The following is a 24296-nucleotide window of genomic DNA, read 5'->3' as shown; positions in this document are numbered from 1 at the left end:
GCTGATGCGGATCGAACGGTTACTTCGCGAGCGGTGCAGCCAGCAGTGCGAGGTAGTCGCTGAGGCCCCACGGGATGGACAGCGGCGACGGGTTCGCGGATGCGGCGACCGGCGTCGCGTTGGGGAGGATCGCGATACGCCCCTCGGCGATGGCCGGGATCTTCGACAGCAGCGGGTCGGCCTGGAGCTGAGGGATGAGCGCGTCGTCGCCGTAGGTGACGAACAAGTCCACGTCGGCGAACTTCGCGACCTCTTCCGCGCTGACCGTCAGATCGAACTTCTCGGTGTCTGCGGTGTCTTCCACGATCGACGGGAACGGCAGGCCGAGGTTGTCGTGGAGGTATCCGGGACGCGTGTCGATCGCCGTGTAATAGCCGATCTGGCTCAGGTCGGCCGGGTCGAGGTACGCGAACAGGACCTTCTTGTCCTTCAGGATGCTGTTCGCCTCGAGAGCGGTCTCGGCGTCGGCGTGCAGCTCGTCGATCAGTGCTTCGCCCTCATCCTGGAGGCCGAGTGCCTTCGAGTTCATCTCGATCATGTCGTCGACCGAGGTGCCCCAGGCGACCTCGGGGAACGCGATGACCGGAGCGATCTTGGAGAGGGTGTCGTACTCCTCCTGCGTGAGGCCGGAGTATGCCGCGAGGATCACGTCGGGCTCGGTGTCGGCCACGGCCTCGTAATCGATGCCGTCGGTCTCATCGAACAGGACCGGGGTCTCGGCGTCCAGCTCGTCGAGCTTCTCCTCGACCCAGGGCAGCACGCCGTTGTCGTCGTCGTCGCCCCAGCTGGCCTTGCTCATGCCGACCGGGACGATGCCGAGCGCCAGCGGCACCTCGTGATTCGCCCAGGCGACCGTCGCGATGCGCTCGGGCTTCTCCGAGATGGTGGTCTCGCCGTAGGCGTGCTCCACCGTGACGGGGAAGGCATCCGCGGAGGCGGGGTTACCGCCGGCTGTTCCGGTCGATTCCGGCGCGGGGGACGCGCAGGCGGAGAGGCCGACGGCGAGTGCAGCGGCCGCGCCGATGGCGAGGATTCGAGAGATGCGCACAGGCGTTCCCTTCGGGTTCGGGGTGAGGGGGCGGCGCGAGAGGTGCGCCCAGCCTTTGGTAAGCCTGGCCTAATCTAACACGGAGGTTAGGGCGACCTCACTTCGAGTCCTGGAACCCCGCGCAGTTGCGGGCACAGAAAAAGCCGGCCGGATCCGTGAGGATCCGGCCGGCTTCAGGAAGTCAGCGCGCGCTCAGAGAGCGCGGATGTTCGCCGCCTGCATGCCCTTGGGGCCACGCTCAGCGTCGAATTCGACCTTCTGGTTCTCGCGGAGCTCCTTGAAACCGGAGCCGGCGATAGCCGAGTAGTGGGCGAAAAGGTCGTCCGAGCCGTCATCGGGAGCGATGAAGCCGAAGCCCTTTTCCGCGTTGAACCATTTCACAGTGCCAGTGGCCATGTGTTTCTACTTTCTGTTGACTTAGCCGTTTACACGGCCTACGCCGAATCGGAACATCCGAGACGCGCGCATTGTCACGCTACCACGGCAGGCTGACCAACAGCACTGTGCGACGGATTCTTCTGCAGAAGTGCCGCCTCGGTGCGTGTGCTCACCCCGAGTTTCCGCAGCACCGCCGACACGTGGACGCTCACGGTCTTGACGCTGATGAACAGTCGCTCACCGATCTGGCGGTTGCTCAGCCCCTCGGCGATGAGCTCGAGCACCTGCTTCTCCCGCGCGGTCAGCGGGTCGGTGCCGATGGAAGGCTCCGCATCGATGCGGAGCCCGAGCCCCGCATCGGTCGCGAAACGAGCGACGGCGGCCTGCAGCTGCGCGTGCCCCAGGGCCGCGGCGATCTCGGCCGCCTCGGCCAGCACGGTCGACGCCGTTGCGCGGTCGCCCGCCTGCACCCGCATCCGCGCCTGCTCGAGCCGGAGCACGACGCGGAAGGTGACCGGAACGTCATCGCCGTCGGCACACCGCAGCGCCGCATCGAGCGAGTCGGGATGCGGGTCGAGCAGGGCCAGGAGGATCGTCGACCAGGCGTCGTCTTGCAGCTGCACGGGCTGCGCGAGCCAGGCGGTGCGAATCGCGTCGGCTGCGTCGGCGACCGCGGACCCCTCTGCCCGCAGCTCGGAGAGGAGCGCCCCGCCCTGCAGCATGAGTCGCCGCTGGTGCAGCAGGGCCGGCCGATCATCGCGGAGCATCTCGAGGATCGTGTCGAGAGCACCGCGGAGGTCGCCCGCGCTCTCGGCCACCGCGACCGTCATCATCACCCGGTCGTACCAGATCTGCCGCTCCGAGATGCCGGTCTCCTCGAACGCGGGCAACCACGTCTGCAGCAACTCTGCCGCCTCGGCTGACCGGCCGCGCCAGGCCAGCACCCGCACGTGCGTCATGCTCATGTACATGCGGAACACCCGCAGAGTGCCCTGCACGAAGTCGCGCGACAGCATGTCTTCGACCCGGTCGATCTCCCCCAGCTCGAGCAGCGGCACCACCATGTTCTGCGCCATGATCGAGCCCGATGTGCGTTCGACGCGGAGTTCGCGCGCCCGGCGCAGCCCCTCCTCGGCGACCTCGACGGCCTCGCGGTAGCGGCCGAGCAGAGTGAGCAGATCGGAGTAGTTGACGCGGTAGCGCATCTCGGCGTCCGAGCCCGTCGCGAGCTGCCGTGCACGTTCGTATTCGCGCACGCCCGCCTCGACCTCGCCCAGATGCGCGAGCGAGCCGCCGCGCACATTCGCGGCGACGGACAGCTGATCGGAGGAGCCTGCGCCCGCCGCCCTGCGCTCGGCCTCGTCCGCGAGACGGATCGCCTCTTCACGGTCGCCCGCGATCATGCGGCGGCTGGCGAGACGGTTGAGCAGCTCGGCGCGGAAGGCCTCATCGTCGATGTGCTCCTCGGCGATGGCCAGGGCCTGTTGCAGCAGCGGGATCGCCCCGAGGCGCCCGAGGTTGACCAGATACAGCGCCTTGTTGCGCAGCAGCCGCGCATGCAGACGCGGATCCACCGTTTCGGGGTCGACCTCGGCGAGAGCGAGGTTCGCGACGGCGAGCGCCCGCTCACCATCGCCCGCGTTGCGGAGGATCGAGCCCAGGACGAGAAGCAGATCGAGGCGCTCGATCCGCGCGGCCCCGGCAGCATCGGGGACGAGCGGCCACAGCTCCAGCACGAGCTCGCCGAAGCGGGCGGCGGTCGCGAACGCGTACTGCGACTTCGCGTGGCGCATCGCATCGGCGGCGGCGACGAGCGCCTTGCGGTCGTCTTGCGCGAGCTGCCAGTGGTACGCGAGCGCGGCGGCATCCCCCGAGTCACTGCCCGCGCCTTGGGCCTCGAGCGACTCGGCGTAGGCGCGATGCAGCCGGGCGCGCTCACCGGGGAGCAGATCGTCGTGCACTGCTTCACGAAGGAGGGCGTGCCGGAACCGATAGTCGTCGTCGACCACGACCAGGATGCCGCTGCGCGTCGCCTCGCGGATCGCCTCGTCGAGCTGCTGCTCGGGGCGATCGGCGAGGCGCGTGATCAGCGGATGCGACAGCGGGCGCTCCGCACCGGAGGCGACCTTGACGACGTGCTGCGCATCGTCGCCGAGACGATCGAACCGGGCCAGCAGCAGGTCGCGGAGGCCATCGGGAAGAGAGCCGTTCGCGCATCCCGCGATCTCCTCGACGAAGAACGGCACGCCCTCGGCACGTTCCTGCATGCGGTCGAAGGCGGCTTCGGACAGCGGGCGACCGGTGATCTGCTCGGCCAGCTCCCGCACCGCGGCTTCGTCGAGCCGGGCGAGCGTGAGGCGCTCGAGCAGGCGCGCACGGGTGGCCTCGCCGATGAAGCGGCTCACGGCGTCGCCACGCCGCACGTCGTCGCTCCGGCAGGTGAGGAGCAGCAGGATGCGACCGCGGCCGAGGGCGCGCAGGAGGAACGACAGGATCGCGAGCGTCGACTCGTCGGCCCAGTGCAGGTCTTCCACCACGAGCACCTGCGGAGCCCGTTCGGCGGCCGCCTCGATGAGGGAGGCGATGGCGTCGCGGAGCCGCTCAGGGCTGGTGCGCTCGCGATCGGTCGGAGCATCGACGAGCTCAGGCAGCAACATCCCCAGCGCCTCGACGCCCACACCGACCGACTCGCGCACCCGTTCGATGCCCATGCGCGTGACGATCGAGCGGAGGATGCCGGTGAGCGGGCCGTAGGGCGTGCGGGAGGCCCCGAGGTCGAGGCACCAGCCCACATGGACGTCGGCGGTGTTCTCGATCTCGATAGCGAACTCGCGCAGCAGCCGGGACTTGCCGATCCCCGCCTCGCCCTCGACGAGCAGGGCAGCCGGCACGCCCTCGCGCACGCCCTCGAAAAGGCGGCGCACCTCGGAGAGCTCGGCTGCACGACCGACCATCTCGGCGCTCGGTGCGGAGGAAGGCATGGTTTCATCGTCCCACCCCCGACCGACATTCGGGGCGCTGCGCGACCCGGCGCGAAGGACCGCGTCGCTCACCGTGCGGGGGATGCCGTCCGGTCGCAGACGGTGGCCGCGGTGGTCGCCCGGTTCGAGGTGCGGCTCGTCACGGATCGCTCGTCCGCCCGGAAGATGCGCGTCAGCATCCGGCGCACCGCTCCCGGGGGACGGGGCACGATCTGGTCGGCGTGCTCGATGAGCATGCGCCGCCGCGCGGCTGCGCGTTCCATCTCCTCCTGCTGGTAACCGGTGTACTGCTCGGTGAAAAACGTGTGCTCGAACATGGGGATCTCCTCGGCGGTGTGCGGTATCCCTACACTCCGCTCTGAGGTACCCCGCCGACATCGGACGGATTCCCTATCTTTCTGCCGCCGACGTCTAGGGATGCCGCCGGCGAGGGGTCGCGACGCCTACGCCCGCGGCGACTCGGCGCGCAGCGGCGACCGCCGGGCCGAGGGGCGGGACTGCGACGGCACGAGGATCGCCAGCACCCGCACGAGCGTGGCCATCCACAGCAGTCCGAGCCCGACGACAACGGCTTCGAGGGCAGTGGCCGAGTACAGGCCGAACGGGACCCACAGCACGACGGCCACCACGATGAGCAGGCCGACGCCGACAGACGTGATCAGCAGCGCGCGGGGAGGAGCCGGGATCGCGGCCACGGTCGCGGCCGCAGACCCGAGGAACAGGACGAGCGTCGCGACGGCGGCGATGTCGTGCGGAAGGGGCACCCGGTGCAGGGGCAGCAGCCCGACGGCCGCGAGCGCGACACCGGCCGCCGCCCACAGCGCGACCACCACGGCGATGCGGCGCAGAGCGGAGTCGCCGAGCATCCGGTGCAGGTCGCGGCCGATGTACGAGCCGACGGTCGCGATCAGCAGGCCGGCCACGACGAGGGTGCCGTTGAACGCCCATCCCGACCCGAGCTGCGAGAAGTTCTCCTCCCACCAGCGCGGGTCGGCCGAGGTGACCATGGCGAAGAGCGTGCCGATCACGAGGAATCCGAACAGGAGCGCGGAAAGGTCGGCGGTGCGCAGCCCGATACCGGCCCCGAAGGCGAAGCGACCGCCGACGGCCGAAGCGACGCCTGCGAGCAGACCACCGCCGACCGCCGCGAGCTGCAGCCCCTGAAGGCCGACGGCGAGGATCTCGGCCGTGAGCAGCACACCCATCAGCGTGACTGCGCCGAAGGCCACGGTGAGCGCGACGGTCGAGAGGCCGGAGACCACGGCCTGCCAGCGCGGCATCGGCCCGGTCTCCGCGCGACGGTGCATCAGCGTGCTCACGAGGAATGCGGCGGCCGCGACGATCCCGGCGATCGTTGCGACGGGCGCCGCCAACGACCCCGGACCGGTGAGCGGGCGCGCATCGCCACGCAGGAGCAGGATACCGGCGACGGTGCCGACGACGAAGCAGATCACGGTCGCCCAGACGGCCCTCGTCTCGCCGCGCAGCTTCTCTTCCTGCTCCATGAGCCCATGCAAGCACGCACCTCGGACGCGCGGAAGATCCCGCGCACCCGACCTCGGACGCGACGAGGCCCGGATGCCGAAACGGCATCCGGGCCTCGCGTCGGATTCGCGTCAGGCGTCGACGTCGCCGCGCCAGGATCCGGTCTCGACGCCGCGGCCCTCGATGAACTCCTTGAAGTTCTGCAGGTCCTTCTTGACGGCGTGACCGCCGGCGCCGACGAGGGAGCCGAGCTTCTCGAGCAGCCCCTCCGGCGCCCAGTCCAACTGCACCGTCACGCGGGTCGACGTGTCGTCGAGCTTGTGGAACGTCACCACACCGGCGTGCTCGGTCTCGCCGCCGGTGCTGTTCCACGCGACGCGCTCATCCGGGTGCTGCTCGGTGATCTCGGCGTCGAACTCGCGGGTCGCGCCGCCGACCTTCACCTTCCAATGCGTGTGCGTGTCGTCGATCTGAGTGATCGACTCGACCTCGTCGAGGAACTTCGGGAAGCTCTCGAACTGCGTCCACTGGTTGTACGCCGTGCGCACGGGGACGTCGACGTCGATGGTCTCGATGATCTGCACCATGTGATGCTCCTCACTTCTCGTCGTTCGTGTTCCTCCATTCAGCCCGGAACGGCGAGGATCGGCGACGGGGTTGACATCCGCATCGCCGGACGACGATCATCCGCGACACCACGGCACTACCGTTGAGGGCATGCGCATCCCCGCCGCGATCCGCGCCTCCCAGCGCTCTCCGCTGCTGCAGGTCGTGAAGTCGGCCGCGGCGACGATCGCCGCGTGGCTCATCGCCGGATGGGTGTTCCCCGCGCAGCTGCCGGTGTTCGCCGCGATCGCCGCGCTCCTGGTCGTGCAGCCCAGCGTGAACCAGTCACTGTCGAAGGCGCTCGAGCGCAGCATCGGTGTGATCGCCGGCGTCGTGATCGCCGTCGCACTCGGCCTGCTGCTGGGGTCGCCGAGCTGGATCGTGCTGCTCGCGATCGTCGTCGCGATGCTGGTCGCGTGGATCTTCCGGGCCTCCCCCGGCACCGGCAACCAGGTCGCGATCTCGGCGATGCTCGTGCTGGCGCTCGGATCGTCGAGCCCGGAGTATGCGTTCGCGCGCATCGTGGAGACCTTGATCGGGGTGGCGATCGGCATCGTCGTGAACGCGCTGATCGTGCCTCCGGTGCTGGTCGCCCCCGCTCGGCGCGATGTCGGACTGCTCGGGCGGGAGCTCGCCGCCAGCCTCGACCGCCTGGCCGTCGCGCTGCCGGAGCCGCAGACGGCCGCACAGCTCCAGGAGCTGATGCTGGAGGTGCGGCTGCTGCGTCCGATGAAGGATGCCGCCGACGCCTCCATCGCCGCGGGCGAGGAGTCGCTCACCCTGAACCCGCGGCGCTCGACCCACCGCACCGAGCTGCAGGAGATGCGGGAGCTGCTCGAGCGTCTGTCGCCCATCGTGACCCAGACGATCGGCATGACCCGTGCATACTTCGACCACTACGACGACACGATCGGCGAAGAGCCCGCCGTCACCGCGATCGCCGAGCAGCTGCGGCGCGCCGGGCACGATGTGCGCCTGGCCGTGCAGGTCGCCGAGGCGTCGCCCGAACCCGACACGATGACGTCCGCGATCCCCGCGCTCACCGCCCCACTCGTGATCCGACCGCCGTCATCGCAGCACTGGATCCTGATCGGCTCGCTCATGGAAGACCTCCGCCGGATCCGGGGCGAACTACTCGACGAGGACTGACCGACTCCGCCTACGCTGGTGGCATGTCCGACATGACCGTCGCGGAGGCCCTGGGCGAGCTCGCCGCACTGGAAGATCCGAAGATGCGCGCCGCCAACGAGAAGCGCGGCGACGACCACGGCATCAACCTCAGCCGGATGCGCGCGCTCGCGAAGCGGATCAAGACCGACCAGCCGCTCGCGGAAGAGCTCTGGGCGACCGGCGAGACCCCGGCGCGACTGCTGGCCCTGCTGATCTGCCGCCCCCGCGACTTCAGCGCCGACGAACTCGACGCCATGCTGCGCGAGACCCGCCCGCCGAAGGTCAACGACTGGTTCGTGAACTACGTCGCCAAGAAGACGCCGCTCGCGGAAGAGCTGCGGCTGCGTTGGTTCGACGACGCCGACCCCACGGTGGCCGCGGCCGCCTGGTCGCTCACGACCGTGCGCGTGATGAAGGACGCGGACGGCCTGGACCTGCCGCACCTGCTCGACCTCATCGAGCGGGATATGAAGGATGCGCCGTCGCGTCTGCAGTGGGCGATGAACGAGACCCTCGCCAACATCGGCATCTTCCACCCGGAGTACCGCGCGAGGGCGCTGGAGATCGGGGAGCGCCTGCAGGTCCTCGCGGACTACCCCACCGCGCCCGGCTGCACCTCGCCGTTCGCGCCACTGTGGATCGGCGAGCTCGTGCGGCGCCGCGAGGGCTGAGCGCGTTCAGGGTTGCAGCGTGCTGCCACCCACCTGGCGCGAAGGAGATCTCACGCTCTGAAGGAGAGCATCCGGGATCCACTCCTTCATTGCGCGAGATCTCCTTCGGAACTCGCTTGACCCGGCATCCGCCTCGGTGACGGCAGGCGTGTCTTGCCCCGATTCCGCATTTGAGCAAGTAACGTTATACACTTTATGAGTCGCGGGGGCTCTGGGGTGATCGCATGGGGCGGTCTCTGCCGCGCGCGACACGACCTGGGGAGCATCATGACCACGCAAGACGAACTGAACACACTCATCGCCGACATCGCGCGCGACATCAACGGCTTCATCGGCGCCTCCGTCGTCGATCTGGAGTCCGGGATGCCGCTCGCCTCGAGCTCGGTCCGACCGGACTTCGACCTCGACGTGGCGAGCGCCTACAACAGCGAGATCGTCAAGAACAAGATGCGCACGATCGAGGCGCTCGGCCTCGACGCGACCTTCGAGGACATGCTGCTCACGCTCGACACGCAGCTCCACCTGCTCAAGATGATCACGCCCGAGATGTTCATCTATCTCGCCGCCGACCGCCAGGCGACGAACCTCGCCCTTCTCCGTTCTGCCGTGAACCGCCATGTGGCGGCTCTGAACGCTTGACCAGGGAGGCCGCGCGCAGCGACGGCCTCGAGGAGATCTCGTGGGTGCGTGCCGCGTCGGCGGAGACGCCGATGCGGCGGGCACGCTGGCGGCACGTGAATCTGCCGAACCGTTACCGGCTCATCTTCGCCGGGCCGGTCGGGGCGGGGAAGACGACGGCTGTCCGGGCACTGAGTGACGTCCCGCCGGTCGACACCGACGTTCCCATCTCGGCCGGATCGGCGGAGTGCGGCGACGGCGAGAAGACCACCACCACGGTGGGCCTCGACTACGGCGCGTGGAAACCCACGCCCGAGATCGCCGTCACGCTCATCGGGGTTCCCGGGCAAGACCGCTTCGCTCCCGCCCGCCGCAGATCCTCGACGGCAGACACGCGCATCCTGCTCTGGCTTCGTGCCGACCGGCCACACCTCGCCGCCGATGCCGCCACATGGATTCCGCGGTTCGCCGGCGACGGCCAGCGAATGGTCATCGCGGTGAGCCACTGTGAGGAAGAGGCGCTGCCCACGGTGCGCCAGGAGCTCACCGAGGTCCTGGCGCGATACGGCATCCCCCCGAACCGCGTTCATGTCGCCGACGCGCGCGATCGCGACAGCGTGATGCGAGTCGCCTGCGTGGCCCTTGATCTTCCGGAAGAAGAGTCGTGAACACACACAACCGAACAGACCACCCCCCTCTCTCCCACGACGCTGCACATCGGCACGACGCGACCTACGGTGGCGACCCCGTGCTCATGCATCCGGAGATCGCGGCGCACTGGGAGCTCTGGTCGAGCGTGGTGAGCCAGGCCGCTCTCACCCGACTGCGTCATCTCCAAGAGCGCTTCCCGGAGCTGACGACGGCTGTCCTCTCGACCGCCGACGGCCTGCACATCGCCTCCGTCGGCGCACGGGACGAGACGGGAGAGCGGCTGGCGGCGATCAACGGTTCGCTGTTCGGCGTAGCCAGGGCCGAGGCCGAGATCATCTCCGGGGGAACCGAACCGAGCCTGTCGGCCGTCGTGTCGGTGTCGATCGGTCAGAGCCAGCTCTCGTTGCTCAGCTTCGTCCTGGCGCCCTACGGCCAGTTGCTCCTGTCGGTGTCGGCGGCCGGAGTCCAGGTCGGCACCGTGATCGTGCAGGCGCGCTCGGCGGCGTACGAGCTCATCACCGCGCTCGGGCTCGCCGGAACCCCCGGCTGAGGCATGGGGTCGCTGGCTACGCTGGGGCGATGAGCACGCACATCGCCGCTGAGCCCGGCCAGATCGCCCCCATCGTCCTGTTTCCCGGCGACCCGCTGCGAGCGAAGTGGATCGCCGAGACGTTCCTCGAGAACGCCGAGCTGTACACCGAGACGCGCGGCATGCTGGGCTTCACCGGCACGTGGGAGGGGCACCGCATCTCGGTGCAGGGTTCCGGCATGGGCCAGCCGTCGATGGCGATCTACGCCAACGAGCTGTTCGACTCCTACGACGTGCAGACGATCGTGCGGGTCGGGTCGTGCGGGGCGCTGACCGAGCGCGTCAAGGTGCGCGACATCATCATCGCCAACGGCGCATCCACGGATTCAGGCATCAACCGCGTGCGCTTCCACGGACTCGACTACGCGGCGGTCGCGGACTTCGGGCTCCTGCGCGCGGCCGTGGAGGCGAGCGAGGCGGAAGACCTCGAGTCGACCGTGCACGTCGGGCAGCTGTTCTCGAGCGACCAGTTCTACAGCACCCGCCCCGAGCTCACGGAGCCGTTCGTGCAGCACGGCATCCTGGGCGTCGAGATGGAGGCGGCCGGGCTCTACACCCTCGCGGCCTACTACGGTCGGCGCGCACTCGCCATCTGCACGGTCAGCGACCACATCGTCACGGGCGAGGAGACCACGGCGCAGGAGCGCGAGCAGACCTTCGGCGACATGATCCGCATCGCCCTGCGCGCCGCCACCGCAGTCTGAACCGGTCTGACCCGTCCTCGCGGATGGGATGATCGAGGGACCATGACTTCCTCTCCGCGGCTCGATCCCGCCCTCGTTCCGGACGCCGCGGATCCGGATGCCGTCTACCTCGCCTTCGTCGAGTGGGCGGAGTCGACCGGCATCAGCCTCTATCCCGCGCAGGACGAGGCGGTCATCGAGATCGTCTCCGGCAACAACCTGATCCTCTCGACGCCCACGGGCACCGGCAAGTCGCTCGTGGCGATCGGCGCGCACTTCGCCGCCCTCGTCGCCGGACGCCGCAGCTACTACACCGCTCCCATCAAAGCCCTGGTGAGCGAGAAGTTCTTCGCACTGGTCGATGTGTTCGGCGCCGAGAACGTCGGCATGGTCACGGGTGATTCCTCGGTCAACGCCGATGCCCCGATCATCTGCTGCACCGCCGAGATCCTCGCCAACCTCTCGTTGCGTCAGGGCACGGATGCCGACGTCGGGCAGGTCGTGATGGACGAGTTCCACTTCTACGCCGACCCCGACCGCGGGTGGGCGTGGCAGGTTCCGCTGCTCGAGCTGCCCCAGGCGCAGTTCATCCTGATGTCGGCGACCCTCGGCGACGTCACCGAGCTCGCCGCCGACCTCACCCGCCGCACCGGTCGTGAGACGGCGACCGTGACCGGCGTCGAGCGTCCTGTCCCTCTGCACTTCTTCTACGAGACGAGCCCGATCCACGAGACCATCGACGACCTGCTGAACACCGGGCAGGCGCCGATCTACGTCGTGCACTTCTCGCAGGCGGCGGCGATGGAGCGTGCGCAGGCGCTGTCGAGCACGAAGGTCGCCACGCGCGAGCAGCGGGACGAGATCGCGGCGCTGATCGCCGGGTTCCGCTTCACGACCGCATTCGGCAAGACACTCTCACGCTTCCTCCGCGCCGGGATCGGCGTGCACCACGCGGGGATGCTGCCGAAGTACCGTCGCCTGGTCGAGCAGCTCGCCCAACGCGGACTGCTGCGCGTGATCTGCGGCACCGACACCCTCGGCGTCGGCATCAACGTGCCGATCCGCACGGTGCTGCTCACTGCGCTCACCAAGTTCGACGGCACGCGGATGCGGCAGCTGAACGCCCGCGAGTTCCATCAGATCGCCGGACGTGCAGGACGAGCGGGATACGACACCGCCGGCACCGTGGTCGCCCAAGCCCCTGAGCACGAGAGCGAGAACGTCGCCGCGGTCAAGAAGGCCGGCGACGACCCGAAGAAGAAGCGCAAGATCGTGCGCAAGAAGGCGCCAGACGGCTTCGTCTCGTGGGGCGAGCCGTCGTTCCGCAAGCTTATCGACGCGGTGCCGGAGACCCTGACCTCGCACATGCAGATCACGAGCGCCATGATGCTGAACGTGATCGCCCGTGGTGGCGACGTCTTCGCGAATATGCGCGCGCTCGTATACGACAACCACGAACCGCGGAAACGGCAGCGCGAGCTCGCGCTCCGAGCCATCGGCATCTACCGCACGCTCCGCGAATCCGGCATCGTCGAGAAGACTCCGGAGGGCGACATCCGCCTGACGGTCGACCTGCAGCCGAACTTCGCGCTCAACCAGCCGCTGTCGCCGTTCGCTCTCGCGGCGTTCGAGCTGCTCGATCCCGATCCGGCCGCCGGCACGGGCACCCGCTCCTACGCGCTCGACATGATCTCGATCGTCGAGGCCACGCTCGACGATCCGCGTGCCGTGCTCAGTCAGCAGGAGTTCCTCGCCCGCGGTGAGGCGGTCGCCGCGATGAAGTCGGAGGGCATCGAGTACGACGAGCGGATGGAGCTGCTCGAGCAGATCACGTATCCGAAGCCGCTCGACGAGCTGCTGACGGCCGCGTTCGAGACGTTCAGCGCCGCTCAGCCGTGGATCCGCGACTTCGAACTGCACCCCAAGTCGGTCGTACGCGACATGTACGAGCGGGCCATGTCGTTCGGGGAATATGTCGCCTACTACAAGATCGCCCGCTCCGAGGGCGTGGTCCTGCGCTACCTCTCCGACGCCTACCGTGCGGCATCCCAGACCATCCCGGAAGAGTTCAAGGACGAGGACCTGCGCGACCTCATCGAGTGGCTCGGCGAGCTCGTCCGCCAGGTCGACTCCAGCCTGCTCGACGAGTGGGAGGAGCTGATCGCCGGGGTCGACAACGGCCGCTTCGATCCGCACGCCCCCGACGAGCCGATCGTCCCGCCCGCGCCGAAGCGCCTCACGAGCAACATCCGCGCCTTCCGCATCCTGGTGCGCAACGAGCTGTTCCGCCGCGTGCAGCTCGCGGCGGGAGAAGACGTGACCGCCCTCGCCGAACTCGATCCCGGCTTCGGCGCCGATGCCTGGTCGGACGCGCTCGACGGCTACTACGACGACCACGACGAGATCCTCACCGGCGCAGACGCACGCAGCTCGAAGCTGCTGATCCTCACCGAGAGCACCACCTCGTGGACCGCGCGACAGATCTTCGACGACCCCGCCGGCGACCACGACTGGGGTATCACCGCGACGATCGACCTCGCCGCATCCGACGAAGCGGGTCAGGCCGTCGTCACCGTGACAGGCGTCGACCGGCTGTAGCGCTCCGCGGCCCGCGAACGCCTGGGGCGGAGACCTCCTGTGCGGGCGGATGCTTCGCGCGAGAATCTCCTCCCGATCCGGAACTCCCCGCCCGAGGGCGAAGAGCCCCCGACGCACGATGGCCCGGACCGCACGCATCGCGCGCAAGGTCCGGGCCCCCGCACGGCGCTCAGGCGAAGGCGTCGGGGTACAGCGCCTGCGCGATCCGGTGGACGACCGAGATGTTCCCGAGCGTGCCGGGAAAGGTGTCCGAGGTGGAGATGGCGATCAGCCGCTCCTCCTGCACCGCCGGCATATCCGGGAACGTCGCAGTGAGGTACGCGCGCGCGGCGGCCTCGTGCGCGGGGTCGGTCGCGGCGAAGACGAGTGCGTCCGGGGCCGCGGCCGCGAGCGCCTCCGGGGTGATCTCGGCGGCGAAGAAGTCGGCGAAGGCCGGGTCCTCCGGGGTGAACACGGCCTCGGCGCCCGCACGCCGCAGGATGTCGTACTCGATGCCCGCGCCGATCGCGGTCAGAGTCGTGCCGTCGACGTACACCTGCGCCACGCGCAGCCGCTCGTCGACCTCCTCGACAGCCGCATCGACCTCGGCGAGGTCGGCCTCCGCGTCCTCGATGAGCGCCGCAGCCTCCTGCTCGACGTCGAAGATCGCGCCGAGGTTCTCGAGGTCGACGAAGAGGTCGTCGACGGTTCCCTCCATGCGCCGATCGAAGCAGCCGCCGGTGGCGACGTAGGCGGCGACCCCCGCCTCTTCGAGCTGCTCGAGGCTCGCGAAGCCCTGCTCCGCGGTGAACTCGTAGGTCGTCGGCGAGTACACGAAGTCGGGCTCGGCGGCGAGCAGGGTCTCGCGGTTCGGCGGGGTGTCGGCGCCGAGCACCGGGATCCCTTCCGCGAGGGCGGCGACGTCGTCCGGCAAGGCCTGCACGGTCGCCTGCGCCTGCCCGACGAGACGATCCGCCAGGCCGAGGCGCAGCAGCAGCTCGGTCTGCGACGGGTGCAGTCCGACCACGGCGGACGGAGGCTCCGGCACGACGACGCTCCGTCCGCAGTTCTCGATCGTGACGGCCGTATCCGCCGATTGCGTGGGCGCGGCCGCGGTGACGCCTGCGCCGCAGCCGGTCAGGCCGAGGAGGGTCGCCCCTCCGAGCGCCGTCACGAGAATGCGGGCGGATCGATTTCGGGATGTCATTCGGTTCTCCTCGGTGATGCCGACGGGCGGGTCCCGTCGAAGGGGGTTCGGGGGTGGAATGTCATTGCACGGGCGCCGGTGCCCTCTTCGCGCGCAACGCGGGCGGTCACGCGGAACACGTCGCTCACCAGCTCCGGGGTCAGCACGGTGTCCGCCGCCCCGAAGGCGACCAGCCGCCCCTCGTCGAGCACGGCGATGTCATCGCAGAACGACGCCGCGATGTTCAGGTCGTGCAGCGCGGCGACCACCGTTTTTCCCAGGCCGGAGACGACGCGCATCAGGTCGAGCTGGTGGGCGATGTCGAGGTGGTTGGTCGGCTCGTCGAGGATGAGGATCTCGCCGTCCTGCGCGAGAGCCCGCGCCAGCATCACCCGCTGCCGCTGCCCGCCGGAGAGCTGACGCATCAGCCGGTCGCCGAGGTCGGCGACATCCGCCGCACGGAGGGACTCATCGACGATGCGATGGTCGTCGGGCGAATCACGCGTGAACGGTGGACGATGCGGGGCGCGGCCGACGAGCACGGTCTCGCGCACCGTGAGGTCGAACTCGGACGGCGCGTCCTGCAGCATCACCGAGACGGTCCGGGCCAGCGCCCTCGGAGCGAACCCCGCCACGTCGGCGCCGTCGACGGTGACGTGTCCGCGCAGGGGCCGTCGTCCGGAGAAGAGCGTCCGCAGCAGAGTCGACTTGCCGCTGCCGTTGGGGCCGACGAGACCGACGATCCTGCCGATGCCGATCGTCAGGTCGACCCCGTGGAGCACCGTTCGGTTCCCGCGCGCGACGTCGACGCCGTGGAAGGCGATGGTCATCGGTCGATCCCTGCCTTCTCGCCGCCTCGGCGCATCAGCCACAGGAAGAACGGTGCGCCGACGAATGCGGTCAGGATGCCGAGGGGGATCTCCGACGGGGCCGCCACCGTGCGCGCCAGCAGGTCAGCGACCATCAGGAAGAGCATCCCCGCGAGAACGGTGATCGGGAGCATCCGACGGTGTTCCGAGCCGACGAGGATCCGAGCGACGTGCGGCACGACGAGCCCGACGAAGCCGATCCCTCCGCTCACAGCGACGATCGCCCCGGTGAGCAGCGACGCGATGACGAGGAGCAGCGCACGCAGCCGCGTCGTGCGCACGCCGACCGCGAGTGCCGACTCGTCGCCGGCGAGGAGCGCGTTCATCTGCCGAGCGAGGCCGAACACCGCGACGCCGGCGATGATGAGCGCGATCGTCGGGATCAACAGCGACGACATGGTCGCCGCCGACACGCTTCCGAGCAGGAAGAACATCACGCTCACGACGTTCTGCGCGTCGGTGGTGATGGTGAGGTAGCTGGTCACCGCGCTCAGGAGTGATCCGAGAGCCACCCCGGCGAGGATCATCCTGGTCGGGGAGAGTTCCCCTCGGCGCCGGGCGAGGAGGGCCACGAGGATGCACGCGACCACGGCTCCGAGGAAGGCGGCACCGCTCATCGTGAGTCCGGCGAGGGCGACCCCTCCGGAGACGATGACGAGCACGGCACCGACGCTCGCCCCCGAGGAGACACCGAGGATGTAGGGCTCGGCGAGCGGGTTGCGGACGACGACCTGCATGATCGCCCCGGCCAGCGCGAGTCCGGCACCGGCGAGCCCGGCGAGGAGGGCACGGGGCAGGCGGAACTGCCACACCGCCTGGTCCTGCAGCGTCGACAGACTGCCGTCCGACATCCACGGCATCCCAGGAACGAGGTGTCCGATCACGATGCGCGCGGCCTCGTCCACGCTCACGGCGACCGGCCCGGTCGCGGCGGAGACGACGAGCACGAGAAGGATCGCGGCGATCAGCGCGAGAACCAGGGTCGTCGGCGCGACGGTCGACCACGACTGCCGCGAAGGACGGCTGCTCCGCGCGACCGGCGCGGGCGGTGATGCACGGTCGAGGTCGCCGGCGAGCGCGGCGGAGGACGAAGGAGGCATGAGCAGCATGCTAGTAGATATTGAGAATCGTTATCATCTAGGGTCGAAGTCGTCCCTGAACATCCACCCGCCGGAGGCCCGCCGTGATGATCGTGCCCGAGCTGTGGCGAGAGGCCCGAGCCTTCCCCCGCGAGTTGGCCGCAAGCACCGTCCTGCTCCTTCTCGTCTTCGCCACCCATCTCGTGCAGGCCGGAGCACTGGCGGTGTCGCTGGCGGCTTTCGTCGGCGGCGATGTGCGCACAGCGCTCCTCGGCGGGGCGGTGATCCTCGCCGTGAGCGTCATCCGCATCCTCCTGTCACTGGCGAAGGCGGGCTCTGCCGCCGCGCTGGGCGGCCGAGTGCGTGAGCATCTTCGCGGTCGGGCGATCACCACGGCGCTCACGCCCGCCCGGCTGCACGACCCCGCGGTGCGCGACGGGTCGGTGCAGGCGACTCTGGGAGAGGGGATCGACGGCACCGACGCGTACGTGTCGAAGTACGTCCCCGCGGTCGTGCTGCTGGCGCTCGGCAGCGTGGCGGCTGTCGGACTGCTGGCTGCTGCCTCGCTGCCGGCGGCCGCCTGCGTGACGGTCGGGATTCTCGTGGCCGTGCTCGGCCCGATGGCGTGGCAGCGGATGCTCGCAGGTCGTGGCGTAGACCACTGGGACACCTATGAGGCACTCGGCGATGACCTGCTCGAGTCGTTGCGCGGCATGGCCACGCTACGCACCCTGGGCGATGTCACCGGGACGCGCGAGCGGCTGCGCGAGCGGTCGGAGGCCCTGCGGCGCGCGACCGAGCGGGTGATGCGATCGTCTCTGGCGACGACCGCCGTGACCGACTTCGCCGTGCAGGCCGGGTACCTCGCGGCCGTCTTCGTGGCGGTCTGGGATGTGATGACCGGCGCCGCGCCCCGGGGCGAGGTCTACGCGATCCTGCTGCTGTCGTCCGAGGCGTTCCGACCCGTGCGTGACCTCTCGCGGCACTGGCACGCGGGGTTCCTCGGCCTGACCGCCGTGCCGGGTCTCGTCGCACTGGGCGCGTTCGGCCCCCGCGGATCGCGTGCAGATGCAGATGCGGATGCGGACGCCGGCGCGATGAGCGAGGTCTCCGGCGTCGCAACCACCCCCCGGGTGCTGCGGGTGTCGAACCTCACGTATCGCTACCCGGGCGCCGACCACGACGTGCTGCTCGGCATCGACCTCCAGGTGGAGGTGGGCGCGGTGCATGCGATCGTCGGTGCGTCGGGATCGGGCAAGTCGACCCTGTTCGATCTCCTGCTCGGATTCCTCACGCCCACCACGGGCACGATCGACCTGGACGGGCTCCCGCTGCGAGCGAGCGACATCGCCGTGGTCTCGCAGCGGCCCGTGCTCTTCTCGGGGACCATCCGGCAGAACGTGAACCTCGTCGGAGCCGACGACCGCGAGGTGGAGGCCGCGTGCGCCGCCGCCGGCATCCTGGCCGAGATCCGCGCGATACCCGGTGGCTTCGACGCTCCGGTCTCCGAGGCCGGGACGAGCCTCTCCGGCGGGCAGCGGCAGCGGCTGGCACTGGCCAGGGCGTTCCTGGCGCAGCGACCCGTGCTCCTGGTCGACGAGCCGACGAGCGCACTCGACGACCGCGGAGCGCAGACGGTCGCGGAGACGCTGGAGCGGGTCGCCGCGGAGCGGATCGTCCTCATGATCAGCCACCGGACCGAAGCTCTCGAGCGCGTGACGTCGGTGCGCCGACTCGATGCCGGGATGCTGCAGGAGGTACGGACGTGACGGCTTCAGGGACCACGGCTGTGTTCACCGCCCTCCTCCCCCCACTGCGGCCCGAGTGGCGGCGGATCGCCGGAATCTACGTGCTCAGCACGACGAGCACGTTGGCACTGGCCGCCATCGCGGTGCTGTCGGCACTCGGGGTCGGCGAGGCCGTCGCGCTCGGCGTCTGGCCGACCGCGGCATGGTGGGCGGGGCTCGTGGTGCTGGTGCTGCTGCGCGCCGTGCTCACGTGGCGGGAGATGGACGTGTCGCATGCGCTCGCGTACCGGGTTCTCGCACGGCTTCGCGGGGCGCTCTTCGACGCGTACGCCCGGAGTGTCCCCGGTCGTCGGCGAGAGCACTCCGGTCGCGCGGCCTCCGTGGCGATGACCGACATCGAGAAGCTGGAGTTCTTCTATGCCCACACCATCGCCCAGATCGGCGCCTCGCTCACGCTGTTCCTCGTCGCCCTGATCGGAACCGCGTGGGTCATGCCCACCGCGTCGGCGGTCGTCCTGCTCGGCGGCGCGCTCGTCGCGTCCACCGCGCTGTGGGGCGCCCGTCCGGTACGCCGACTCGGGGCCGCGGAACAGGCGGAGCGCGAAGAGCAGGCGGAGCGTATGGTCGACGCACTCGGTGCGATGCGCGAGATCCTCGCCTACGGACTGCGGGCGAGGATCGTGCGCGACACGGTGGCCCGCACGCGTCGCGCCGCCCGCACCTCGCTCCGCAGAGCGCTGCTCGGCGAGGCCGTCGACGGCGCCCGCGAACTCGTGCTCACCGCGGTCGTCATCGGAATCCTGCTGGCGGCCGTCGTCGCGAGCGGAGGAGCCGATGCGCGCACGCCGAGCCCGCAGATCGCCGGGATGCTTCCCGCCGTCATCGCCCTCGGCATCGCGGGAGTGGCCGCCATCGGCGAGGCGAGCCACACCCTCACCGAGCTGCACCCGCTCACCGCGAGTGCCCGGCGCGTGACAGCGGCGCTCACCCGTCCGGCCGTCGTGACGATGGCCCTCGAGCCGCACCCGCTCCCGCACGGTCCGCTCGGCATCCGCTTCGACGCGGTCTCCTTCTCGTACGACGACGAGACGGACGCGCTGCGTGACTGGTCGATGGAGGTCACTCCGGGAGAGCACGTCGGTCTCGCCGGAGCATCAGGTGCCGGTAAGAGCACGGTGATCGCCCTGGCCGCGCGCCTCTGGGATCCCTCGTCCGGCAGCATCTCCCTGGTCGACACCGACGGCGGTCGGCATCCGCTTCCCGAGATCGCCGACGAGGATCTCCGCCGCGCCGTCGCTTTCGTGGAGCAGGATGCGCGACTGTTCTACGGGACAGTCAGGGACAATCTGCTCCGCGGCACAGAGTACCGCGAGGACACCGTTCTCCAGGAAGCCCTCGCGCGGGTGGGCGTCGACGACGGCATCGGGCTCGACGACCGGATCGGCGAGCACGGAGTCCGCCTCTCCGGGGGGCAGCGTGCACGGCTGGCCCTCGCCAGAGCGCTGGTACGGGACCCGCGGATCCTCGTCGTCGATGAGGTCACCGCGAGCCTCGACCCCGACACCGAGGCGCGGATCTCGGACGTGCTCGCGGAGTTCGACGGCACACTGCTCGTCGCCTCGCATCGGAGGGAGACGCTGGAGCGGCTGCCCCGCGTCGTCCGACTCCGCGTCAGGCCTGCATGACCGCGAGCACGTTCCCGGCCGGGTCGCGAAACCACGCGATGTCCGGGCCCTGTCCGTTGCCGCGGACGATGCCGCGCGCATCGGAGGGGAACTCCTCGTCGCTGTAGATCTTGGTCTGCACGCCGCGCGCGATGAGCTCGTCCACCGCGGCGTCGACATCCGCGACCGGGAAGTTCAGGATCGTGAAGCTCGCGGGCGTGTGGTTCGGCTTCGCGTACACGAGGATCGACCCGCCGCTCGGCAGCCGCAGGTCGAGGAACCCCATCGCGTTGACCTCGACGTCGAGGCCGAGGGTCGTGCCGTAGAACTCTTTCGCCGCGTCGATGTCGTCGACGCTGAAACCGCTGAATGCGTTGTCCGCTGTGAAGGCCGCCATGACTCCATGGTCCGCCGTCGCCCCGCGGTTGTCGAGGGGGTCATCGCCGGACGCGGGTCGTGAGCCGATCGGTCACCCGCAGCGGATCGAACAGTGCCCCGAGTCCGATGCGCACCAGCAGCGCGTGAACCGCCAGGCACACGGCGATCACCACCGCCGTCAGCACAAGAGGTCCGACGGTCTCGAGCACCGGCGTCGTCCGCCACCCCGCAGCATCCAGCCCCGCATCGATCAGCGCGAGCGGCATCATGTGCAGCACATAGATCGGCAGGGTCCGTCGGCCGATCCACCGCAGCGGCCGCGCGACGACCTCGACATGCCGGTCGATGAGCACGCTGAGCGACACCCCGAATGCCACCGCGACGAGGCAGAGCAGTGGCCAGGTTCCGGGCACGAGGCGGATGCCGAGCACGGAGACGACGACGAGTGCCCCCGCGTACCCGGCGGCGAGCGCGAGCAGCACACCGACCCCGCTCCTCGCCGCGAAGCGTTCGATGATCGCCCGCAGCCGCAGCCCGATGAGGAAGAAGAACAGGTTCTGCACCAGCTGCCACAGGTTGCCGAGATCGGGAAGGAGACCCGCCCCGGCGACGGCGGCGATCGCGAACGCCACCGACAGCACGGCGGCGGTCGGGAGCCCGCGCGTCAGCCGCCCGACCGCGAGATACACGGCGAGCGCGAGCAGGTACCAGAGGTTCGTCGGACTGATGGTGAGCTGCGCGAGCAGCTCCCACCCGCTGGTCGCCCGCGCCGTGTCGAACTCCGGTGCGAGCGCGAGCACGGCCGTCTGGATCAGCACCCAGACGAGGTAGAGCAGCGCGAGCCGGCCGGCCCGACGTCGCCAGGAGGCACCGTCCCCGGCGAGCACCGCCCGCGCCGCGAACATCCCGGAGACCAGGAAGAACAGCGGGATGCGCAGCGGCAGGAGCTGGGCGTTGAGCATCACCCAGGCATCCGTCACCGCTCCGGCGCCGGGGATGCCGACCACGACCTTCGTGACCACGTGCCAGAGCACGACGAGCAGGATGCAGATGCCCTTCGCGACATCCGGCCATCCGACCCGGGGCGCGGGCGCGGTCACGAGGCCGCGCGCACGAGTCGCGAGACCAGGTCGACGTAGGTCACACCCGCCGCGGCGAACATCCGCGGCACCTGCGAGGCGGCGGTGAGCCCCGGCATCGTGTTGACCTCGTTCAGCACCGGCCCCCGCTCGGTGAGGAAGAAGTCCATGCGCGCGACGCCGTCGCACCCGAGGGCATCGAACACGGCGATCGCCGCCCGCTTGAGCGCGGCCGTCTCGGCGGCATCCAGCTGCGCCGGCACCGTGAACCGCGCGCTGCCGTCGTACTTCGTTGCCGTGTCGAACAGCCCGGTCGCGTGGATCTCCAGCGGCGGCGCCGCCCACCGGATGCCACCCTTCTCGCGCAGCACCGCCACGTCGACCTCGCGCCCCCGCACGACCTCCTCGACGAGGACGCGCCGGTCGAAGCGCGCCGCCTCCCGCAGCGCCGCGAGCAGCTGCCCCTCCTCCGTGACGAGGCCGACACCGTGACTCGAACCGGCCGACACCGGCTTGACGACGACCTCCCCCTCGAACTCCACGTCACCGATGTCGTCGGCGGCGACGAGTCGGCCGCGGGCGGTGCCGAGACCCACGGCATCCGCGACGAGCTTGGTCGTCCACTTGTCCATGCCGATGGCTCCCGCCCGCAGCCCCGATCCGACCACCCGCACTCCGGCGAGCGCACACAGCGCCGCGAGCGCGCCGTCCTCCCCGAGAGCGCCGTGCACGGCCGGGAACACCACGTCCGTGCGTGTGAGCAGCGGCAGTGCGAGCGCGAGCGACTCGGCCGCCGATCCCCCGTTCGGCCGTCCCTCCACGCGCCAGATCCCGTCGCGGTCGATCGTCACGGTCGTCACGTCGTGATCGCCCATCCGCAGCGCCGCGGCCACCGCCGCCGCGGAAGCCAGGGAGACCTCGTGCTCGGGGTTCTGTCCGCCCCCGATGACCAGCACCTTCGTCGTCATGCCACGCTCCTCTGAACTCGTGCGCCGATGCCGGTCACGATCGTGTGCGGGATGCTGCCCGCCCACCGCGCCCACTCCTGCACCGACGGCACGGCTCCGCCCTCGGGCCCGAACACGGTCGCGACCGCTCCGCGCGGGAACAGCACCGCTCCCGTGTCGACGACGATCTGGTCCATCGAGACCCTCCCCACGATCGGATGCCGCGTCCCCGCGATCTCCACCCCGGCGCCGGCTGCCAGCTCGCGCGGAATGCCGTCGGCGTACCCGACCCCGACCACGCTCAGATGAGTCTCGCGGTCGGTGGTGTGCGCACCGCCGTAGCCGACCGCGGTCCCCGCCGGCACGAGTGCGCTGTGCACCACGGGCGCGGTCCACCGCGACGCCCCGGCGAGGACGGTGGTCTCGGAGGGGTCGACCCCGACCAGCCCCGCGCCGACCCGCACCAGGTCGAAGTGCGTCGCCGGATCGGTCAGCGCACCGGAGGTCGCGGCGAGATGCACGAGCACCGGGCCGAAACCCGCGCGCAGCACGGCGTCCCTCCCCTGCCGCAGACGCAGTACCGCCGCCGCGTTCGCTGCAGGATCGGCCTCGTCCGCCCGCGGCAGATGCCCCATGACCCCGACGACCTCCACCCGCCCCCGCCCCGTGCGCGCCAGCCGGAGCAACTCCGGCCACTCCTCCAGCGGCGAGCCCCCACGAGCCATGCCCGTGTCGAGCTGCAGGTGCACGCGCACCGGATCCGCGGCATCCGCGATCAGCTGCCGCAGCTCTTCGATCGAGCCGACCGCGATGTCGACGCGGTGCTCGGCTGCGGCGGCAGCGTCGACGCCGGAGGGGTTCAACCAGGAGAGGATCGGCACCGTGAGCCCGGCGTCGCGGAGGGCGACGGCCTCGGCCACATCCGTCACCCCGAGCCAGTCGGCACCGGCATCGACCGCGGCCCGCGCGACGGTGACGGCTCCGTGCCCGTAGCCATCTGCCTTCACCACGGCCATGATGCGGGCGGTCGTCGCGGCCCGTACCCGCCGCAGGTTCTCGGCGACGGCATCCGGGATCGTCTGCAGGGTCGGCGCGTGCAGGCGCGAGAGCGTCACGCGCTCGGGGGTGAGCAGAGTGGTCATCGCTTCGTCCTCGGGTCGACGGTCGGGTCGGCGAGCATCTCGGGGCAGCCCTCGTCGACGGCATCCGGACGCAGTTCGTAGTGCCAGGTCTCGTTGGCGTAGATCTGGCAGAGCCCGTAGCGCCACCCCCGCTGTGTGAGCCAGTCGAGCGCGGGCAGCGGGCCGAGGTCGACGGCATCACCGGTCACATGCTCCGAGGTCTCGGCCGTGGCCACCCAGCGCCGGGCCTCGGCCTCCGAGCCGTACTGGACGATCGCGTCCTGCAGCATCCGCTCCTGCAGCGCCGGGGTGCGCCATCCGCTGTTCACACGGAACGTGACGCCGTCGCCTTCGGCATCCGATGCGGCACGCTGCAGAGCCGCGAGCAGGGCGGGGTCGAGGTTGCCGACCGCGACCCGGTCGACGTCGAACACCGTGGGCTGGTCGCCGTCGCGGATCACGCCGTCGGCCTCGCTCGGGGTGATGACCGAGCCGGTGCCGGTGCCGGCGGTTCCGCCCTCGGCGGGCCGGTCGGTCGGCACGGGGAGGGTGCCGGGGCGGGCGGCATCGGCGAAGGCCACGGACAGCGACTGCTGCACAGCGAACGCGACGATCACGGCGAGAGCGAGGGCGGCAGCGGTGACGGCGAGCCGACGACGGCGCATTCGTGGGGAGCGGGAGGTGGTGCGGGTGTTCATGCTTCCAGTGAAGAAGCACGCCGGTTGCGAGGGCGTATGCGCTTTTCCATATGCTCCCGATATGCCGCAC

At 70.1% G+C, this 24296-nt stretch carries 23 protein-coding genes; 9 read left to right on the top strand and 14 right to left on the bottom strand.

Translation table 11 applies throughout. The features are described 5' to 3' along the window. Positions 1-19 precede the first annotated feature (19 nt). From ACCO44_RS02040 to ACCO44_RS02015, 6 genes are all read right to left on the bottom strand, one after another. A complete protein-coding gene (locus ACCO44_RS02040) occupies positions 20-1048 on the bottom strand; it encodes an iron-siderophore ABC transporter substrate-binding protein (protein WP_372468099.1) in 1029 nt (342 codons plus the stop codon). Between the two features lie 192 nt (positions 1049-1240). Next, on the bottom strand, positions 1241-1444 hold the full coding sequence (locus ACCO44_RS02035; protein WP_017831237.1) for a cold-shock protein: 204 nt from the start codon (positions 1442-1444) through the stop codon (positions 1241-1243). A gap of 74 nt (positions 1445-1518) precedes the next feature. Further along, positions 1519-4407: an AAA family ATPase gene (locus tag ACCO44_RS02030; protein WP_372468098.1), complete on the bottom strand. Its 2889-nt coding sequence runs from the start codon at positions 4405-4407 to the stop codon at positions 1519-1521. A 68-nt stretch (positions 4408-4475) separates the two neighbouring features. Beyond that, positions 4476-4724: a hypothetical protein gene (locus ACCO44_RS02025; protein ID WP_372468097.1), complete on the bottom strand. Its 249-nt coding sequence runs from the start codon at positions 4722-4724 to the stop codon at positions 4476-4478. 126 nt (positions 4725-4850) lie between these two features. Next, on the bottom strand, positions 4851-5912 hold the full coding sequence (locus ACCO44_RS02020) for a DUF998 domain-containing protein (RefSeq protein WP_372468095.1): 1062 nt from the start codon (positions 5910-5912) through the stop codon (positions 4851-4853). Positions 5913-6023: 111 nt separating this feature from the next. Then, positions 6024-6479 carry an SRPBCC family protein gene (locus tag ACCO44_RS02015; protein ID WP_029261433.1) on the bottom strand — a complete coding sequence of 152 codons (456 nt, stop codon included), beginning with the start codon at positions 6477-6479 and terminating at the stop codon, positions 6024-6026. Positions 6480-6609: 130 nt separating this feature from the next. Between ACCO44_RS02015 and ACCO44_RS02010 the strand changes: the two genes are divergently transcribed. From ACCO44_RS02010 to ACCO44_RS01980, 7 genes are all read left to right on the top strand, one after another. Then, entirely contained in the window at positions 6610-7647 is a 1038-nt protein-coding gene (locus ACCO44_RS02010) for an aromatic acid exporter family protein (RefSeq protein ID WP_372468094.1), read from the top strand. Positions 7648-7670: 23 nt separating this feature from the next. Continuing rightward, entirely contained in the window at positions 7671-8339 is a 669-nt protein-coding gene (locus tag ACCO44_RS02005; protein ID WP_372468093.1) for a DNA alkylation repair protein, read from the top strand. 267 nt (positions 8340-8606) lie between these two features. After that, positions 8607-8978, top strand: coding sequence for a hypothetical protein (locus ACCO44_RS02000; RefSeq protein ID WP_029261430.1), 372 nt, complete (start codon positions 8607-8609; stop codon positions 8976-8978). Beyond that, entirely contained in the window at positions 8975-9625 is a 651-nt protein-coding gene (locus ACCO44_RS01995) for a hypothetical protein (RefSeq protein WP_372468091.1), read from the top strand. The genes ACCO44_RS02000 and ACCO44_RS01995 overlap by 4 nt, the downstream gene beginning before the upstream one ends. Beyond that, entirely contained in the window at positions 9622-10158 is a 537-nt protein-coding gene (locus ACCO44_RS01990) for a roadblock/LC7 domain-containing protein (protein ID WP_051662392.1), read from the top strand. Before ACCO44_RS01995 ends, ACCO44_RS01990 begins: the two co-directional genes overlap by 4 nt. Before the next feature lie 29 nt (positions 10159-10187). Beyond that, positions 10188-10901 (top strand): purine-nucleoside phosphorylase, encoded by a 714-nt coding sequence (gene deoD, locus ACCO44_RS01985; RefSeq protein ID WP_372468090.1) that lies wholly within the window; start codon positions 10188-10190, stop codon positions 10899-10901. 42 nt (positions 10902-10943) lie between these two features. After that, positions 10944-13478 (top strand): DEAD/DEAH box helicase, encoded by a 2535-nt coding sequence (locus tag ACCO44_RS01980; RefSeq protein ID WP_372468089.1) that lies wholly within the window; start codon positions 10944-10946, stop codon positions 13476-13478. Positions 13479-13647: 169 nt separating this feature from the next. Here the strand turns inward: ACCO44_RS01980 and ACCO44_RS01975 are convergent, their stop codons facing one another. From ACCO44_RS01975 to ACCO44_RS01965, 3 genes are read right to left on the bottom strand one after another with little or no spacing between them, the layout of a single operon-like run. Further along, positions 13648-14664 (bottom strand): ABC transporter substrate-binding protein, encoded by a 1017-nt coding sequence (locus ACCO44_RS01975; RefSeq protein WP_372468087.1) that lies wholly within the window; start codon positions 14662-14664, stop codon positions 13648-13650. After that, complete coding sequence (locus ACCO44_RS01970; RefSeq protein ID WP_029261415.1) at positions 14661-15473, bottom strand: ABC transporter ATP-binding protein; 813 nt, start codon at positions 15471-15473, stop codon at positions 14661-14663. The genes ACCO44_RS01975 and ACCO44_RS01970 overlap by 4 nt, the downstream gene beginning before the upstream one ends. Continuing rightward, on the bottom strand, positions 15470-16612 hold the full coding sequence (locus ACCO44_RS01965) for a FecCD family ABC transporter permease (protein ID WP_372468086.1): 1143 nt from the start codon (positions 16610-16612) through the stop codon (positions 15470-15472). Before ACCO44_RS01965 ends, ACCO44_RS01970 begins: the two co-directional genes overlap by 4 nt. 86 nt (positions 16613-16698) lie before the next feature. Here ACCO44_RS01965 and ACCO44_RS01960 point away from each other — a divergent pair, with 86 nt between their 5' ends. Next, a complete protein-coding gene (locus tag ACCO44_RS01960) occupies positions 16699-18360 on the top strand; it encodes an ABC transporter ATP-binding protein/permease (RefSeq protein WP_372469437.1) in 1662 nt (553 codons plus the stop codon). Next, positions 18357-20024 (top strand): ATP-binding cassette domain-containing protein, encoded by a 1668-nt coding sequence (locus tag ACCO44_RS01955; protein ID WP_372468084.1) that lies wholly within the window; start codon positions 18357-18359, stop codon positions 20022-20024. The genes ACCO44_RS01960 and ACCO44_RS01955 overlap by 4 nt, the downstream gene beginning before the upstream one ends. Here the strand turns inward: ACCO44_RS01955 and ACCO44_RS01950 are convergent. The 5 genes from ACCO44_RS01950 to ACCO44_RS01930 are packed head-to-tail and all read right to left on the bottom strand — an operon-like array spanning position 20011 to position 24226. Next, positions 20011-20400, bottom strand: a complete 390-nt coding sequence (locus tag ACCO44_RS01950) for a VOC family protein (RefSeq protein ID WP_029261411.1) — start codon at positions 20398-20400, stop codon at positions 20011-20013. The two genes, ACCO44_RS01955 and ACCO44_RS01950, sit on opposite strands and share 14 nt — an antisense overlap. Positions 20401-20440: 40 nt before the next feature. Beyond that, on the bottom strand, positions 20441-21481 hold the full coding sequence (locus ACCO44_RS01945; RefSeq protein WP_372468083.1) for an acyltransferase family protein: 1041 nt from the start codon (positions 21479-21481) through the stop codon (positions 20441-20443). Continuing rightward, on the bottom strand, positions 21478-22428 hold the full coding sequence (locus ACCO44_RS01940; RefSeq protein WP_372468082.1) for a D-alanine--D-alanine ligase: 951 nt from the start codon (positions 22426-22428) through the stop codon (positions 21478-21480). Before ACCO44_RS01940 ends, ACCO44_RS01945 begins: the two co-directional genes overlap by 4 nt. Beyond that, positions 22425-23549, bottom strand: a complete 1125-nt coding sequence (alr, locus tag ACCO44_RS01935) for an alanine racemase (RefSeq protein WP_372468081.1) — start codon at positions 23547-23549, stop codon at positions 22425-22427. Before alr ends, ACCO44_RS01940 begins: the two co-directional genes overlap by 4 nt. Then, positions 23546-24226, bottom strand: a complete 681-nt coding sequence (locus ACCO44_RS01930; protein WP_372468080.1) for a M15 family metallopeptidase — start codon at positions 24224-24226, stop codon at positions 23546-23548. The genes alr and ACCO44_RS01930 overlap by 4 nt, the downstream gene beginning before the upstream one ends. Positions 24227-24296 lie beyond the last annotated feature (70 nt).

Source organism: Microbacterium maritypicum (assembly GCF_041529975.1).
Lineage (GTDB): Bacteria > Actinomycetota > Actinomycetes > Actinomycetales > Microbacteriaceae > Microbacterium.
This window is presented reverse-complemented; position numbering and strand designations above follow the sequence as displayed.

Excerpts from the sequence above, each read along its gene's own strand:
- ACCO44_RS02035 (WP_017831237.1), bottom strand. The coding sequence starts at position 1,444 with ATGGCCACTGGCACTGTGAAATGGTTCAACGCGGAAAAGGGCTTCGGC.
- ACCO44_RS02030 (WP_372468098.1), bottom strand. The coding sequence starts at position 4,407 with ATGCCTTCCTCCGCACCGAGCGCCGAGATGGTCGGTCGTGCAGCCGAG.
- ACCO44_RS02025 (WP_372468097.1), bottom strand. The coding sequence starts at position 4,724 with ATGTTCGAGCACACGTTTTTCACCGAGCAGTACACCGGTTACCAGCAG.
- ACCO44_RS02020 (WP_372468095.1), bottom strand. The coding sequence starts at position 5,912 with ATGGAGCAGGAAGAGAAGCTGCGCGGCGAGACGAGGGCCGTCTGGGCG.
- ACCO44_RS02015 (WP_029261433.1), bottom strand. The coding sequence starts at position 6,479 with ATGGTGCAGATCATCGAGACCATCGACGTCGACGTCCCCGTGCGCACG.
- ACCO44_RS02010 (WP_372468094.1), top strand. The coding sequence starts at position 6,610 with ATGCGCATCCCCGCCGCGATCCGCGCCTCCCAGCGCTCTCCGCTGCTG.
- ACCO44_RS02005 (WP_372468093.1), top strand. The coding sequence starts at position 7,671 with ATGTCCGACATGACCGTCGCGGAGGCCCTGGGCGAGCTCGCCGCACTG.
- ACCO44_RS02000 (WP_029261430.1), top strand. The coding sequence starts at position 8,607 with ATGACCACGCAAGACGAACTGAACACACTCATCGCCGACATCGCGCGC.
- deoD (WP_372468090.1), top strand. The coding sequence starts at position 10,188 with ATGAGCACGCACATCGCCGCTGAGCCCGGCCAGATCGCCCCCATCGTC.
- ACCO44_RS01980 (WP_372468089.1), top strand. The coding sequence starts at position 10,944 with ATGACTTCCTCTCCGCGGCTCGATCCCGCCCTCGTTCCGGACGCCGCG.
- ACCO44_RS01975 (WP_372468087.1), bottom strand. The coding sequence starts at position 14,664 with ATGACATCCCGAAATCGATCCGCCCGCATTCTCGTGACGGCGCTCGGA.
- ACCO44_RS01970 (WP_029261415.1), bottom strand. The coding sequence starts at position 15,473 with ATGACCATCGCCTTCCACGGCGTCGACGTCGCGCGCGGGAACCGAACG.
- ACCO44_RS01965 (WP_372468086.1), bottom strand. The coding sequence starts at position 16,612 with ATGCCTCCTTCGTCCTCCGCCGCGCTCGCCGGCGACCTCGACCGTGCA.
- ACCO44_RS01960 (WP_372469437.1), top strand. The coding sequence starts at position 16,699 with ATGATCGTGCCCGAGCTGTGGCGAGAGGCCCGAGCCTTCCCCCGCGAG.
- ACCO44_RS01950 (WP_029261411.1), bottom strand. The coding sequence starts at position 20,400 with ATGGCGGCCTTCACAGCGGACAACGCATTCAGCGGTTTCAGCGTCGAC.
- ACCO44_RS01940 (WP_372468082.1), bottom strand. The coding sequence starts at position 22,428 with ATGACGACGAAGGTGCTGGTCATCGGGGGCGGACAGAACCCCGAGCAC.
- alr (WP_372468081.1), bottom strand. The coding sequence starts at position 23,549 with ATGACCACTCTGCTCACCCCCGAGCGCGTGACGCTCTCGCGCCTGCAC.
- ACCO44_RS01930 (WP_372468080.1), bottom strand. The coding sequence starts at position 24,226 with ATGAACACCCGCACCACCTCCCGCTCCCCACGAATGCGCCGTCGTCGG.